We start from the raw sequence: 14,121 nt of genomic DNA on the forward strand, positions 1-14,121 counted from the left end.
GATGCACTTTGATTCTTTCCAACAATTCCTACAAATGGGTGGCTACGCAGCGTATGTCTGGAGCGCGTTTGGTATTACCTTTGCTTCGATGCTGATCTTGCTATGGAGCAGTCTGCGACAGAGTCAAAAGCTGATGCAAGACGTGAGAAATCGTGTTGAGCGTCAAGCTCGAATTGATGCAGCAAAACAGATGGAGAATACCCTATGAATCCAAGACGTAAAAAAAGGCTCGGTATTGTTGTTGCCGTGCTGCTGGGGATTTCACTGACTGTCGGGTTGATGCTCTACGCATTAAGCCAGAATATGGATCTATTTTACACACCTACCGAACTGGTTAACGGTAAGCCTGATGGAACCAAACCTGAAGTTGGGCAGCGGTTACGTATCGGCGGTATGGTGGTCGATGGCTCAGTGAAGCGTGACCCCAACTCGTTACGTGTCAGCTTTTTACTCGAGGACCGAGGCCCTCAAGTAACCGTTGTCTATGATGGCATTCTTCCCGATTTGTTCCGCGAAGGGCAGGGTATTGTCGCTCAAGGCGTGTTAAAAAACGCGACGACGGTGGAAGCATTCGAAGTGTTGGCAAAACATGATGAGGAATATATGCCACCAGAGGTTGCAGAAGCGATGCAGAAAAATCATCAACCTATGGATTATAGCCAACAGCAGTTGCAAGGGAGTGAACAATGATTGTCGAGATAGGTCATTTTGCGTTAATTCTTTCCCTCTCTCTCGCAATCTTATTGAGTATTCTCCCTTTGTGGGGCGCAAGCCGAGACAACACAATGCTGATGAATAGCGCTCGTCCGCTGTCGTGGGGAATGTTCTCGCTATTGGCGTTCTCATTTGCGGTTTTGCTCTGGGCGTTCTATACCAATGATTTTACCGTTCAATACGTAGCCGCTAACTCGACGAGCGCGCTGCCATGGTATTACCGGCTAACCGCCGTTTGGGGCGCTCACGAAGGCTCGCTTTTATTGTGGGTGCTGATTCAAGCTGGCTGGACGGTCGCGGTTGCCTCCTTTAGCCGAGGAATGCCTCAAGAGTCTGTTGCCCGTGTACTCAGTGTTATGGGGATGATAAGCGTTGGCTTTTTGTTGTTTATCATCGTTACTTCCAACCCATTTACTCGCACTCTACCGTACTTTCCTGTTGATGGTCGCGATCTCAATCCGTTACTGCAAGATCCAGGGTTAATTATTCATCCGCCAATGCTATATATGGGTTACGTTGGCTTCTCAGTTGCTTTTGCTTTTGCTATTGCTTCTTTGATGACGGGACGACTTGACACTGCATGGGCTCGTTGGTCTCGTCCATGGACGACAGCAGCCTGGATGTTCCTAACTGTTGGTATTGCACTTGGTTCTTGGTGGGCGTACTACGAACTCGGCTGGGGGGGATGGTGGTTCTGGGATCCGGTGGAAAACGCGTCCTTTATGCCCTGGTTAGCAGGTACCGCACTGATGCATTCGTTAGCCGTTACTGAGAAACGCGGAACGTTTAAAGCTTGGACAGTACTTCTCGCGATTTCAGCCTTTTCGCTGAGTTTATTGGGGACATTTTTAGTCCGTTCCGGCATTTTGGTTTCTGTGCATGCTTTTGCCTCTGATCCATCCCGAGGCATGTTTATTTTAGCGTTCTTAGTGTTGGTGATTGGTGGCTCGCTGCTACTGTTTGCCTTAAAAGGTGCTCAAGTCAGAGTTCGAGGTAATTTCGAATTACTCTCCCGAGAAAATGGCCTACTGGCCAACAATATCTTACTGATTGCGGCGCTGGTTGTTGTTCTGGTCGGTACGTTACTGCCGCTCGTACACAAACAGTTAGGGCTTGGCTCAGTATCCATTGGTGCGCCATTTTTTAATACCTTGTTTGCTTGGTTAATGATTCCATTTGCATTTTTACTGGGTATTGGCCCTTTGATTCGTTGGAAGCGAGAACAGTTGTCGACTTTGGTAAAACCCATGTTGGTCTCGGGAATCTTGTCGTTAGCCATCGCTGCGGGTTGCATTGCCCTTTTTGCTGACCGCTTTCAGTTTATGGCGTATCTAGGTTGGGTGATGTCACTATGGATCATCACTTTGCTGAGCTATGAAATCTGGCAGCGTGCGACTCATCGTCATCCGTTCGCTGTAGGAATTAAGAAGCTTCAACGTAGCCATTGGTCAATGGTATTGGGGCACCTTGGACTTGCTGTTACTGTGATAGGTATTGCGATGGTGCAAAACTACAGCATTGAACGCGATGTGCGCTTAGCGCCTGGAGAACACTTTCAATTGCAGGGCTACGATTTATATTTTTCAGGATTACGTGACAAAGACGGCCCGAACTACGACGGTTATATCGCCGATTTTGAGTTGACGCGCAATGGCCAGTTTGTCAATACGCTGCATGCGGAAAAACGCTTTTATCGTACCGCGCGTTCGATGATGACAGAAGCCGCGATTGACCGCTCTATTACCCGTGATTTTTACATTGCCATGGGTGAGCAGTTGGATGATAACCAGTCGTGGGCTGTGCGTGTCTATTACAAACCATTCGTTCGATGGATTTGGGTTGGTGGTCTGTTCATGGCCATCGGCGGCGCATTAGCCATTAGCGATAAACGCTATCGCTTTAGAAAGAGCGCAAAGGAGGCGTTATGAACAAAAAAATTCTTTTTATTCCTCTTGTTGCGTTTTTAGCTTTGGTCATTGTTTTTGTTACTCAGTTAGCGCGTAACTCAGAGGGGGATGATCCAACCAAACTCGAGTCTGTGTTGGTAGGAAAAGCGGTCCCGAGTTTTGAACTCGAGGATTTGGCGGAACCCGGCAAGCAGTACGACCAAGCTATTTTCAAGGGGGAGCCTCTGCTGCTTAATGTCTGGGCAACGTGGTGTCCAACATGTTATGCCGAGCATCAATATTTGAACAAGCTTTCTGATCAAGGCGTGAAAATTATAGGGTTAAACTATAAAGATCAGCGTGATAAGGCAGTGACTTGGCTCAATAATTTGGGTAATCCTTATTTGATTAGCCTGTTTGATGGGGATGGCATGCTAGGGCTGGATCTTGGTGTTTATGGCGCTCCTGAAACCTTCTTAATTGATGCTGAAGGCGTCATTCGTTATCGTCATGTTGGCGATGTTAATCCCAGTAATTGGCAAAAAACGCTTGAGCCGATTTACCAGCAAATGGTCAAGGAGGCGAAACAATGATCCATAAGTTACTTGTGGTGCTTGCTGTCGTTTGCTTACCCATGGCTGCGCAGGCTGCAATTGAAGTTTATGATTTTGATACTCCACAGCAAGAAACTCAGTTTCAGGAGCTCAGTAATACACTACGCTGCCCTAAGTGCCAAAATAACAGCATTGCCGATTCAAATGCAGAACTTGCACAAGACTTAAGGCAAAAAGTGTTTGAAATGACGAAGCAAGGTAAGTCAAAGCAGGAAATTATTGACTATATGACGGCACGTTACGGCAATTTTGTTACCTATAACCCTCCTTTTACTATCGCGACATCGATCTTATGGCTTGGGCCATTGTGTGTCGTGTTGTTTGGTTTTGGTTTTATTATTGTGCGTAGCCGTAAACGTTCGTTGAAAAATTCGCCATCACCATCATGGGATAGCGAAAAAGAAGCACGTCTGAAAGCGCTTCTTGAACAAGAAAAACCAAGCAAGACCAGTAAGCAGGACGAGGAGTCGACGTCATGATGTATTTTTGGGTTGCTTCACTGGTTCTGATTGTAATCTGTGCGGTGTTTATTTTTCTTCCTGCCTTAAAGCGTCGAGAGAATAACGATCAAGTATTACGTGATGAACTTAATAAAGCGTTTTACAAAGATAGGCTTAGCGAGCTTAAAGAAGAATCAAATGAAGGGCTTGTTGAAGACCAACAAGACTTAATTAACGATTTAAAGCAATCACTGCTTGATGATATTCCTAGTGATAAACTCCAGCAGCGACAACAAGCATTATCACCTTGGTTGATTTTAGTCCCTTCTGTGCTTTTGATGGGGGTACTCTCTTATGCGCTTTATGCGCATTTTGGCTCCGCCCAACAGGTGAAAGCGTGGCAAGACGTGACCAATAACCTGCCTGAACTTTCAAAGAAACTCATGCAGCAAGATGGCGCAGTACTCACTGATCAAGAGATGCAAGACTTGACGTTAGGATTACGCACTCGTCTTCACTATAACCCTGAAGACGCAACGGGTTGGATGTTACTGGGGCGAATCGGGCTCGCGAATCGAGATACAGGGACATCTGTCGGGGCGATGAAAAAAGCCTATGATTTGAAACCGGATGATCAGGATATCCAACTTGGTTATGCGCAAGCACTGATGCTGTCTCAAGATGAGGCTGACCAAGACGTGGCGCGCAACCTGTTACTACAGCTGACTAAGCAAGATTATGTCGATATTCGAGTCTTTTCGCTACTGGCTTTTGACGCCTACGAGCGACAAGATTTTGCTTCTGCCATCAAATACTGGGGCGTGATGCAGCAAATGATTGGCCCGAATGACCAACGTTACGAGATGCTGACTCGCAGTATTGACAATGCGAAGCAGCAAATGTCTGGTCCAACGGCTAACCAGGCTTCAGTGAAAGTGACGATCAATCTCGATGATGCTGTGGTGTTAGATCCCAATGCGGTGTTAATTGTTTCTGTACACCATGCGAATGGTTCGCCGATGCCTGTGGCCGCTGCTCGTTATCCGGTATCTTCGTTCCCGTTAACCGTAGAGCTTGATGACCGCAATAGCATGCTTGAAAGTAGTAAGCTATCAGACCTTGATTCACTCATGGTTCGTGTGCGTCTTGACAGCGATGGAAACGTGGCAACGAAGCAAGGGGACTGGTTTGGCGAGAGTAAAGTCGTTAAAATTGACGAGCCTGTTAATATCACGATAAATCAGCAATATCCTTAATCTATACTTTGGGATAGATAAAGGCTGGTGTCGACCAGCCTTTTTTATGGACATGATCAAATGAAGAAAAACTTAATGACATGGTTGTCATTGTGCTTGAGCTTACTTTTAGCTGGGTGTGCATCAAATCCGAACGAGTCGGATGTGTCTGAAAATGACCCTTTTGAAGGCTTTAATCGCACAATGTGGACGTTAAACTACGATTATCTGGACCCGTACTTTGTTCGCCCAGTATCGTTGGCGTATGTTGATTACACGCCTAGCCCTGTACGCACTGGTATTTCAAATTTTCTAAGTAACTTAGATGAGCCAGCCAGTATCATTAATAACCTGATTATGGGTAATGGTCGTAAAGCTCTGGATCATTTCAACCGATTTTGGATCAACTCGACTTTTGGCTTGTTAGGTTTGATTGATATTGCCTCGGAAGCAGGCATAAACAAGCATGATGAAAAAAGCTTTGGAGATGCGGTTGGTCACTATGGAGTAGGGAATGGTCCTTACGTAATGGTGCCTGGCTATGGTCCGTGGACGGTGCGTGAAACGGCAGACTTTGCGGATGAAATGTACGCGCCACTTTCTTACCTTAATATTTGGGCCAGCATCGGTAAGTGGGCATTTGAAGGAATGGAAACGCGAGCCCAGTTAGTAAATCAAGAATCGATGCTGGATGATTCCCCGGATCCGTACTCTTTAACACGCGATGTCTATATTCAGCGCCGAGATTATCAAGCAGAGGTTGAGCGAGACACCTATAATCCGCAAGAAGAAGCGGAGTTAGATTCCTACCTTGATGAATATTAAACAAAAGGCCTGATTTCTCAATCAGGCCTTTTTAATGCAGTTAGCGAACGTTAGAACACATAATTGGCTTGCAGGCCAAAGATGATGATATTGCCCGAAACACCGCCCACGAATTGACCACCAATGGCTTCTGCTGCGTCATCGGATGCATACCCGCGAGACTCAACAATATGGGCTTCTTTGGTATAGACGAAAGTCGCACCAGCGTCCACGGTCAATTGTTTATTGACGGCGTAACTGGCTCCAAAGCTAAACCAAGTACGATCGATCTCCGGAATGGTAATTGTACGGTTTTTATCGTTGACGGCAGAGGTGTCGTAAGCTAAACCAGAACGTAATGTCAGTGCTTTGCTCACGGTATAGGTGGTGCCGACAGCAAAGCGATAGCTATCACGCCAATTTTCTACTTTGACGGTTTGATTTCCTAGAGTATCCAAATCAGCGACTAATTGATCGAAAGAGCTCCAATCTGTCCAATTAAAACTCGTGTGCACGGCCCAGCGCTCTGTTAACTGGTGAAATGTCGCGAATTCAGCAGTGGCTGGTAATGTAATGTCCATCGCGCCTGAATCACGAAGAGGTGAAGGCAGTCCAAATGCTGCGCCTTCCGCATAGCCCGCAAGCGTTAAGTCTACTGCGGACTTATACGCGATACCGATACGATGGTTTGGGTTAATTTTCCATGCTGCACCTATTTGCCATCCTAGGGCAGTGTCATCACCTTCCATGTATTTTAATGTGGTGCCACCCAACGAGCCGCCAAAGTGGCCTTCGCCAGTAATGTAACGTAAGCCACCGCCTAAGCTGATATCTGGTGTTAGTTGATAACCTAGGTTTAGGTTGGCTTCCATAGTTTCCACTTTGGCTTTATTACCAAAATGTGAGGCGGCGAAGTCGTTGCCTAAATCAGTGATCATCCCGTAGTTAGTGCCAAATGCTAAACCAACGTACAACTGGTCATTGTACTGATGGGAGAGATATAAATTGGGGACCACAGCATCATTGACGTAATCATCCGATGTCGCCTCAATGCTTCCAGCGACTTCTCCGTCAACATCGACATTGGGGTTGATATAAACGCCCCCAACTGAGATCTGGGTACCTGTTAAGTAGGTGAGCATTGCTGGGTTTCGCCATTGTGCACTGGCGTTATCTGCCATTGCAGCTTCGCCAGCGTACGCTCGACCTAAACCTGTTGCAGAATATTCGGCAAGTTGAAAGCCGGCTGCTTGAGTAAAAGGCGAGACACTAACTAGTCCAAAAGATAGAGAAAGGGTAAGAAAGGATTTGTTTGTTTTCATTAAATGTTCGCTGAAAGAATTAAATAAGAAACGAAAAGTTTAAGGGTTGAGTAATTACTTTAAAAACAAAAAACACGAAAATCGTATTATTTGGGATAAGTATCTATAAATTATAACGATATGGAGATTTAATTCTGCATGTTATAAGAGCGTTTCAAATATTGAGCGAACGTCTGTACGGTGTATCGGAATAAAAATAAACCAGATTAATTTAGCTTGGTAAACTTAAGTGTTAAAAAAGGGAGCTCTGGCTCCCTTTTTATCGTGTTGATTTCAGCTCGAGGTTAGAACGAGCGGCTGTATTGCAAACCAACAAGAACCGCATCAGCGCGCGTGGTTGCGGTTAGAACCGTACCTGCTGAGTCTTCAGTGACGGCGATATCTTCACCAATTAGGTAGGTGAAGCCAAAGTCGATGTTTGACGCGCTATCAACATTGTAGGTAAAACCTGCTGAAAGCCATTGACGATCGGAGTCAGGTACAGAGATTGAGCGAACATTGTCTTGAGCACTGGTGTCATACATATAGCCAGCACGTAATGTCCAATCGCTGTTTAGGTAGTAAGTACCACCGATTGAGTAGTGCCAACCATCTTGCCACTCGTACGCTTTAGTGTACTTGCTAGAACCTTGTAGAGCAGCAAGTTGAGTCGCGATCGGTGATTTCGTTGCATCAAGGTTGTCGATTTCGATATTGTCAAAATCACCCCAACCGATCCACTGAATGCTGTAGTGAACCGCAAATTGGGTATTGTCAATTTTGTGGTAGCCCGAGAATTCTGCAATATCAGGTAATGGCAGAGTAATTTCTTGTCCTTCATCGTCTTTGGCTGTGAACTCTGGGCTGTAGCGGTACGCTAAGCCAAAACGATTGTTCTCATCGAATTCATAAACCGCACCAACGTTAAAGCCAAACGCCCAACCATCAGCGCCATCGACATCGACAAGAGGTGTTCCTTGAGATGTTACAGGGGCGCCACCAAAGTAATTGGTGTTGATCGCGGTAGATAGTGTGGAACTCGCGTAACGCTGGAAGGTTCCTTGACCGTAAATCGCATCAAGGCCTAAGCCAACACTAAGGTGCTCGTTTGCGCGGTATGAACCTGCGAGGCCAAGGTTGAAACTTTTCACATCGGTAGTGCCGCCATATTCAGAAGCGACATAGCTGCTTGAGAATTCGGTTTTAGTACCAAAGTTTGTGTATGCGTTCACACCCCAAGCAAACTTATCGTTAACTGGAACGATTAAGTGAATGTTGGGTGCAATCGAAGTGCCGCCAACATCATCGGTATCACCCACAACACCAGGTACACCGTTGTATGTCGCATCCTTCACTTCAATCATGGTGGTAATGCTTTCAAAACCCAGTGACAGTGACATTTTGTCAAACAGTGCCATTGCAGCTGGGTTACGAGCCATGACCGAGGCGTTATCTGCAATGACAGCGTCACCAGCGAATGCTCGGCCGAGACCTGTTGCAGATTGAGCGTTGAGTTGGAAACCCGCCGCCATTGCTTGTTGCGTGGAGAGCGCGATAGTGGCTGCTAGCAGCGTTTTTTTAAACAGACGCGTCTTGTTCATTGTGCTTATTCCTTTTTTATTGTTCCGTCTCTAATGGACGATATTTTCTGAGTAAAAACTCAGTTGTGGCTGATCCTAGTGTTTAATATAAAAGATAGAAATCCGACCATCGTCTAATTTGTAGTTAAAATTATCGAAATGACGCACAACATACAGGAATATGTCGGAAAAGACTGATTTTTAGAGTTAAAGCTCTATTTAAGGAAGAGCAGCCAGCTCACTCAAAAAAGTGAGCCGGCTTCAATCAATTCATGGGCTGAATGATGGGTAGGACTTTTTTCACAATTTTCGATATGTTTTCTTGTGGTTCGCCGACGATGATTAAGCTGGCATTGTCGAGGGGTTCAACCATGCCTTTCATTCCATCTTTGTCAAAGTGTTCGACTTTGCCACTCGGGATGGACACCAAAAACAAAGTGACTTTGCCTTTTTCTCCGGCAAAGACCATGTGAACCGCATTGGCGCTGCCAAATCCACAATGATTCAAATAGTAAACGTGATAAGGAAACTCGCCATTCAATTGAGTAGAAAATGGCTGCATTTTCGCGTTGATTTGTATTTCACTCGCTTGTTCATCGATATGTTCAACAAAGTTTTGTTCATTGCGAACATGGTGAATCGCCATATCCGAAAGGCTAGCGTAAGCGGGAGCGACGACTACGTTGTGCCACTGTATTTGTCCAAACAATAGGCCGACAACAAAAGCAATCGATGCCGCCATGGCTAACATCTTGCGCGAAAAGCCTCGAGCATCGCTAGTGGGTTGCTCTCGGCTTTGCTGAAATAGAATACGATCAGCCAGATCATCCGCGACATCGACTTTCATCGCTTGCTCTATTGTGGCGTCAAGTTCCAGCAGTTCCTCGGCAAATTGGGCATTGGCCTCATTGTCTTTTATCGCTTGATTCAGTTCGCGGTCACGTGATTTAGGGTCGGACATAATGCGGCGACGAAATTCTAAATCATCCATTATATTGTCCTCTTTGTTGATTCACGGTGTCTAATCGTTCCTTTAACTGATTACGGGCTCGAAATAAGCGAGTCATGACCGTGTTTTTATTGAGTTCGAGTATGTCAGCGATTTCCTCACCGCTAAAGCCGGCGACTACCTGCAAAAATAGAGGTTCCCGATACTCGATGTCTAATTGCATAATTTGCTGCTGAACCCACTGTGATTGATGATGAGCATCGTCACTGATTTTGACCTCGTGACTTACATCATCGATATCAACCAAATCTAATTGCTTACGTTCAAAGCGGCGTGCGTTCTCACGTCGTAAGATAGTGATAAGCCACGCTTTTGCCGATTTCTCGTCGAGTAGGCTATCGAGAGATTTCCAAGCGCGTAAGCAGGTTTCTTGCACCAAATCTTCAGCAACGGTTTTGTCGTGGCACAGCCAGTAGGCGTACCGATAAAGATCGCGGTGATAGGCGCGTACCAGGGCTTCGTATTTTTTTTGCTTTTTCATATCCGAGTTGACCGGATTGATTGGCTTTTTCTTTCGAAAAAAAGAAATCATTGTTAAGACGTCTTTTTGAGGTTATCGATATCACGCAAGTCTATGGCTTAACCTCGGAAATGCTACATAAAATGCGTCAATGTTAGACTTTGGTATAGGTTTGCGGAGCTTTTAACAGCTTGGTTACCTGCAATAGTGCGCATAAGTCGTAAGATGGTCGATAATTCGACGCAAACTTGATCTAATTCAATAATCATCGATTTAGGTCAGTTATAGTAACCCTGTCATCTCGTTGGTTCGTTCCAACATGTTGAGCAAGATGACACTTCCTTTTGAAGGCTGACTTTACTTTCTCCTAATCAGGAAACTGATTTTTTCAATTGGCGTAAGTTAATTGCTTTATACATTCCAACCACACGACTTCGTGTGGTTTTTTTTGCTTTTGATTTACCTATCTCCATTTCAATAATGCGTTTTATCTTCTGATTTCTGAAGCAGGTATGAATCAATCCTGACTTAGTTAGGGTTTGCTTGTGTTATCACGTTTATTTAAACAGGCGTTTGACCGTTTTAACAACTTCGTTACAATGGCTTGAGGTCAGACCTGTTGGTTTAAGGAGATAAAATGGGCAAGCAGGAATTGAAAACCCGGTCAGGGGAGCGCGTTGCTATTGTTGCCGGATTGCGCACGCCTTTTGCTCGTCAAAGTACGGCTTTTCGCGCGGTTCCCGCGGTAGATTTGGGCAAAATGGTGGTCAGTGAGCTGTTAGCTCGTACGGAGATTGATCCCAAATTAATCGAGCAAGTTGTCTTTGGTCAAGTGGTACAAATGCCTGAAGCGCCAAACATTGCTCGTGAAATAGTACTCGGAACGGGAATGAATATCCATACCGATGCCTATAGTGTTACTCGTGCTTGTGCGACAAGTTTTCAATCTGCGGTTAACGTGGCGGAAAGTATCATGGCAGGCACGATTGACATCGGTATTGCTGGTGGTGCCGATTCTTCTTCCGTGCTGCCAATCGGTGTCTCTAAAAAGCTGGCTGCCAACTTATTGGCGCTCAGCAAAACCAAAACGCTTGGTCAAAAGCTCAAAATCATCAAAACATTAAATCTTAAAGACTTGATGCCTGTACCGCCTGCGGTGGCAGAGTATTCTACTGGGCTGTCAATGGGACAGACCGCAGAGCAAATGGCAAAAAGTTATGCCATTAGTCGCCAAGAGCAGGATGCGCTGGCACATCGTTCCCATACGCTAGCCGCTCAGGCTTGGGCTGATGGAGTCATAGATGCCCAAGTAATGACTGCGTTTCCTGAACCTTACAAAGAGTGGATTCATCAAGACAACAATATTCGTAAGGACTCAACCCTTGAAGGGTACGCTAAGTTACGCCCAGCCTTTGACCGTAAATATGGCTCGGTAACAGCGGCAAATAGTACGCCATTAACTGACGGCGCTGGCGCGATACTCATGATGCGTGAGGGACGAGCCAAAGAGCTAGGTCTCGATATCCTTGGTTATCTTCGATCATACGCTTTTTCGGCGATTGGTGTTGAAAAAGACATGTTGATGGGGCCTTCTTACGCAACGCCCGTCGCACTCGAACGTGCAGGAATCGCATTAAACGATTTAGATTTAATAGATATGCATGAAGCGTTTGCGGCTCAGACGCTTGCTAACGTTAAGATGTTCGCCAGCCCAGAGTTTGCTAAACGCGAGCTAGGGCGCAGCCAGGCCATTGGTGAGATCGACATGGATAAATTTAATGTGCTGGGTGGTTCGATTGCTTACGGACACCCATTTGCCGCCACTGGTGCACGTATGATGATGCAAACATTACATGAATTGAAACGCCGCGGAGGTGGGTTGGCACTTAACACGGCATGTGCTGCTGGCGGTTTAGGTGCTGCAATGGTACTGGAGGTAGAATAATGACAACCAATAATGCATTTACTCTCACCATTGATGACGACAATCTGGCTTGGCTAGCGATTGATGTGCCCGGCGAAAAAATGAATACGCTGCAAGCCGCATTTGTTGAGCAGATGTCAGATATTCTTGAGCAGCTGAATCAGCAATCGCAGCTCAAAGGGCTGATTGTACACTCTCTTAAGCCAGATAACTTTGTCGCCGGCGCTGATGTTCGTATGCTTGACGCTTGCAAAAATGCGGCGCAAGCCAGCGAACTTGCAGCGCAAGGACAAACGATGTTTCAAGCGCTGTCTGAACTTCCTTACCCAGTCGTGGCGGCCATTCATGGGCCTTGCCTAGGTGGCGGCCTGGAATTAGCGCTGGCGTGTGATTACCGCGTGTGCACCGATTCAACGATTACGCGCATTGGTTTACCCGAAGTCCAGTTGGGATTACTTCCAGGGTCCGGTGGGACACAGCGTTTACCTCGTTTGATTGGTTTACTGCCAGCAATGGATATGATTTTAACGGGGAAACAACTTCGCGCACCAAGAGCGAAAAAGCTGGGGGTTGTCGATGACTGTGTGCCAGAGAGTATCCTTTTGGATGTTGCCAAGCGTTGGACCGAGAAAGGCAAAAAAGGCGCAAAGCATCGAGTGCCAACCAAAGAGAAGTTAATCTCAAGAACTGGGCTTGGGCGTCGCGTTATTTTTGATCAAGCGGCTAAGAAAACCCATAGTAAAACTCGCGGCAATTACCCTGCAACCGATGCGATATTAGAAGTGATTCGGTACGGCTTAGAGCATGGTATTGAACGAGGTCTTAAACTCGAGTCAGAACGATTTGGCGAGCTTGTGATGACGCCTGAATCAAAAGCCTTGCGGTCGATTTTCTTTGCGACGACAGAAATGAAAAAAGAGCAGGGCAGTGACGCTAAGCCAAAAACGATTCAGCGTGTGGGTGTACTCGGTGGTGGTTTGATGGGGGCTGGGATAAGTCATGTGACAGTGAGCAAAGCCAAGCTTCCGGTACGCGTCAAAGATGTCAGCAATGACGGGGTATTGAACGCGCTGCGTTATAACCATCAACTGTTTGAAAAACAACGTAAGCGCCGAATTTTACGCCGAGCAGAGCAACAAGCCAATATGCTGAAATTGGCGGGTGGCACGGATTTTACTAGCTTTCAACATCTTGATGTGGTGGTTGAAGCGGTATTTGAAGATCTCGCTCTTAAGCAACAAATGGTTGCAGACATTGAGCAATATGGCCGTAAAGATACAGTGTTTGCGACGAATACTTCTTCCTTGCCGATTGGTCAAATTGCTGAGAAAGCACAACGGCCTGAGAACGTCGTTGGCCTGCACTATTTTAGTCCGGTCGAAAAAATGCCGTTGGTTGAAGTGATTCCGCACCAAACTACATCTGAAGAAACCATTTCTACGGTTGTGTCACTGGCGAAAAAGCAAGGAAAAACGCCGATCGTGGTCAAGGATAAAGCGGGCTTTTATGTTAACCGAATTCTTGTGCCTTACATGAATGAAGCGGCGCAAGTATTGATGGCTGGCGAACCGGTAGAACATGTCGACAAGGCACTGCTTGATTTTGGTTTTCCTGTTGGACCAATCAGTTTACTGGATGAAGTCGGTATTGATGTCGGCGCGAAAATTATGCCTATTTTGGTCAAAGAGCTGGGGGCCCGATTCCAAGGCCCAAATGTGTTCGATACGTTGCTCGGGGATAACCGCAAAGGCCGTAAAAGCGGCAAAGGTTTCTATTTATACAAAGGCAAGAAGAAACAAGTCGATAAAAGCGTATATAAATTGCTGAGTTTAACGCCAGAGTCCAATATGAAGGGGCAAGATATCGCGCTACGTTGTGTCTTACCTATGCTCAATGAAGCGGTACGTTGTTTGGATGAAGGTATTATCCGTAGCCCACGTGACGGAGATATCGGCGCTATTTTCGGGATTGGTTTCCCTCCTTTCCTAGGGGGGCCATTCCGTTATATGGATCAACTCGGCATTAAGAACTTGGTAGAAATCATGAATCAGCATGTTCAAAAGTATGGTGACCGTTTCGCGCCATGTGATGGCTTATTGACTCGCGCCGGGCTCGACCAACGTTTCTACGATTAAGTGCTTAGAATGTGATGCA

Annotated in this window: 13 protein-coding genes; 9 read left to right on the forward strand and 4 right to left on the reverse strand. The window is 46.1% G+C overall.

Annotation, left to right across the window (positions count from 1 at the left end; all coding sequences use genetic code 11):
• The first annotated feature begins 1 nt into the window (after position 1).
• The 7 genes from ccmD to M1D72_RS11435 all read left to right on the forward strand — a co-directional run bounded on the left by ccmD (position 2) and on the right by M1D72_RS11435 (position 5,714).
• The gene (ccmD, locus tag M1D72_RS11405) at positions 2–208 is read left to right on the forward strand and encodes a heme exporter protein CcmD (protein ID WP_456296941.1); all 207 of its coding nucleotides are present in this window, start codon (positions 2–4) and stop codon (positions 206–208) included.
• Positions 205–690: a cytochrome c maturation protein CcmE gene (gene ccmE, locus M1D72_RS11410; protein WP_456296942.1), complete on the forward strand. Its 486-nt coding sequence runs from the start codon at positions 205–207 to the stop codon at positions 688–690. The genes ccmD and ccmE overlap by 4 nt, the downstream gene beginning before the upstream one ends.
• A complete protein-coding gene (locus tag M1D72_RS11415; protein WP_456296943.1) occupies positions 687–2,642 on the forward strand; it encodes a heme lyase CcmF/NrfE family subunit in 1,956 nt (651 codons plus the stop codon). Before ccmE ends, M1D72_RS11415 begins: the two co-directional genes overlap by 4 nt.
• Positions 2,639–3,193 carry a DsbE family thiol:disulfide interchange protein gene (locus M1D72_RS11420; RefSeq protein ID WP_390190916.1) on the forward strand — a complete coding sequence of 185 codons (555 nt, stop codon included), beginning with the start codon at positions 2,639–2,641 and terminating at the stop codon, positions 3,191–3,193. The genes M1D72_RS11415 and M1D72_RS11420 overlap by 4 nt, the downstream gene beginning before the upstream one ends.
• A complete protein-coding gene (locus tag M1D72_RS11425) occupies positions 3,190–3,693 on the forward strand; it encodes a cytochrome c-type biogenesis protein (RefSeq protein WP_456296944.1) in 504 nt (167 codons plus the stop codon). The genes M1D72_RS11420 and M1D72_RS11425 overlap by 4 nt, the downstream gene beginning before the upstream one ends.
• Positions 3,690–4,910 (forward strand): c-type cytochrome biogenesis protein CcmI, encoded by a 1,221-nt coding sequence (gene ccmI, locus M1D72_RS11430; RefSeq protein WP_456296945.1) that lies wholly within the window; start codon positions 3,690–3,692, stop codon positions 4,908–4,910. Before M1D72_RS11425 ends, ccmI begins: the two co-directional genes overlap by 4 nt.
• A gap of 75 nt (positions 4,911–4,985) precedes the next feature.
• Complete coding sequence (locus M1D72_RS11435; RefSeq protein ID WP_390191879.1) at positions 4,986–5,714, forward strand: MlaA family lipoprotein; 729 nt, start codon at positions 4,986–4,988, stop codon at positions 5,712–5,714.
• Between the two features lie 50 nt (positions 5,715–5,764).
• Here M1D72_RS11435 and M1D72_RS11440 read toward each other — a convergent pair whose 3' ends face one another.
• The 4 genes from M1D72_RS11440 to M1D72_RS11455 all read right to left on the reverse strand — a co-directional run bounded on the left by M1D72_RS11440 (position 5,765) and on the right by M1D72_RS11455 (position 10,115).
• Positions 5,765–7,015 (reverse strand): outer membrane protein transport protein, encoded by a 1,251-nt coding sequence (locus tag M1D72_RS11440; RefSeq protein ID WP_456296946.1) that lies wholly within the window; start codon positions 7,013–7,015, stop codon positions 5,765–5,767.
• Positions 7,016–7,299: 284 nt separating this feature from the next.
• Positions 7,300–8,595 carry an outer membrane protein transport protein gene (locus M1D72_RS11445; RefSeq protein WP_456296947.1) on the reverse strand — a complete coding sequence of 432 codons (1,296 nt, stop codon included), beginning with the start codon at positions 8,593–8,595 and terminating at the stop codon, positions 7,300–7,302.
• 244 nt (positions 8,596–8,839) lie between these two features.
• Entirely contained in the window at positions 8,840–9,565 is a 726-nt protein-coding gene (locus M1D72_RS11450; protein WP_456296948.1) for a DUF3379 domain-containing protein, read from the reverse strand.
• Entirely contained in the window at positions 9,558–10,115 is a 558-nt protein-coding gene (locus M1D72_RS11455) for a sigma-70 family RNA polymerase sigma factor (protein ID WP_390190904.1), read from the reverse strand. Before M1D72_RS11455 ends, M1D72_RS11450 begins: the two co-directional genes overlap by 8 nt.
• A 565-nt stretch (positions 10,116–10,680) precedes the next feature.
• Between M1D72_RS11455 and fadI the strand changes: the two genes are divergently transcribed.
• Positions 10,681–11,988 carry an acetyl-CoA C-acyltransferase FadI gene (fadI, locus tag M1D72_RS11460; RefSeq protein WP_456296949.1) on the forward strand — a complete coding sequence of 436 codons (1,308 nt, stop codon included), beginning with the start codon at positions 10,681–10,683 and terminating at the stop codon, positions 11,986–11,988.
• Complete coding sequence (fadJ, locus tag M1D72_RS11465) at positions 11,988–14,102, forward strand: fatty acid oxidation complex subunit alpha FadJ (protein ID WP_456296950.1); 2,115 nt, start codon at positions 11,988–11,990, stop codon at positions 14,100–14,102. Before fadI ends, fadJ begins: the two co-directional genes overlap by 1 nt.
• Positions 14,103–14,121: the final 19 nt, after the last annotated feature.

The organism is Vibrio sp. AK197 (assembly GCF_053903115.1).

Bases quoted from the DNA above. Each gene is read 5' to 3' on its own strand.
- M1D72_RS11425 (WP_456296944.1), top strand. From the start codon at position 3,190: ATGATCCATAAGTTACTTGTGGTGCTTGCTGTCGTTTGCTTACCCATG.
- ccmD (WP_456296941.1), top strand. From the start codon at position 2: ATGCACTTTGATTCTTTCCAACAATTCCTACAAATGGGTGGCTACGCA.
- M1D72_RS11435 (WP_390191879.1), top strand. From the start codon at position 4,986: ATGACATGGTTGTCATTGTGCTTGAGCTTACTTTTAGCTGGGTGTGCA.
- M1D72_RS11450 (WP_456296948.1), bottom strand. From the start codon at position 9,565: ATGGATGATTTAGAATTTCGTCGCCGCATTATGTCCGACCCTAAATCA.
- M1D72_RS11420 (WP_390190916.1), top strand. From the start codon at position 2,639: ATGAACAAAAAAATTCTTTTTATTCCTCTTGTTGCGTTTTTAGCTTTG.
- M1D72_RS11455 (WP_390190904.1), bottom strand. From the start codon at position 10,115: ATGATTTCTTTTTTTCGAAAGAAAAAGCCAATCAATCCGGTCAACTCG.
- M1D72_RS11440 (WP_456296946.1), bottom strand. From the start codon at position 7,015: ATGAAAACAAACAAATCCTTTCTTACCCTTTCTCTATCTTTTGGACTA.
- M1D72_RS11445 (WP_456296947.1), bottom strand. From the start codon at position 8,595: ATGAACAAGACGCGTCTGTTTAAAAAAACGCTGCTAGCAGCCACTATC.
- ccmE (WP_456296942.1), top strand. From the start codon at position 205: ATGAATCCAAGACGTAAAAAAAGGCTCGGTATTGTTGTTGCCGTGCTG.
- fadJ (WP_456296950.1), top strand. From the start codon at position 11,988: ATGACAACCAATAATGCATTTACTCTCACCATTGATGACGACAATCTG.
- M1D72_RS11415 (WP_456296943.1), top strand. From the start codon at position 687: ATGATTGTCGAGATAGGTCATTTTGCGTTAATTCTTTCCCTCTCTCTC.
- ccmI (WP_456296945.1), top strand. From the start codon at position 3,690: ATGATGTATTTTTGGGTTGCTTCACTGGTTCTGATTGTAATCTGTGCG.
- fadI (WP_456296949.1), top strand. From the start codon at position 10,681: ATGGGCAAGCAGGAATTGAAAACCCGGTCAGGGGAGCGCGTTGCTATT.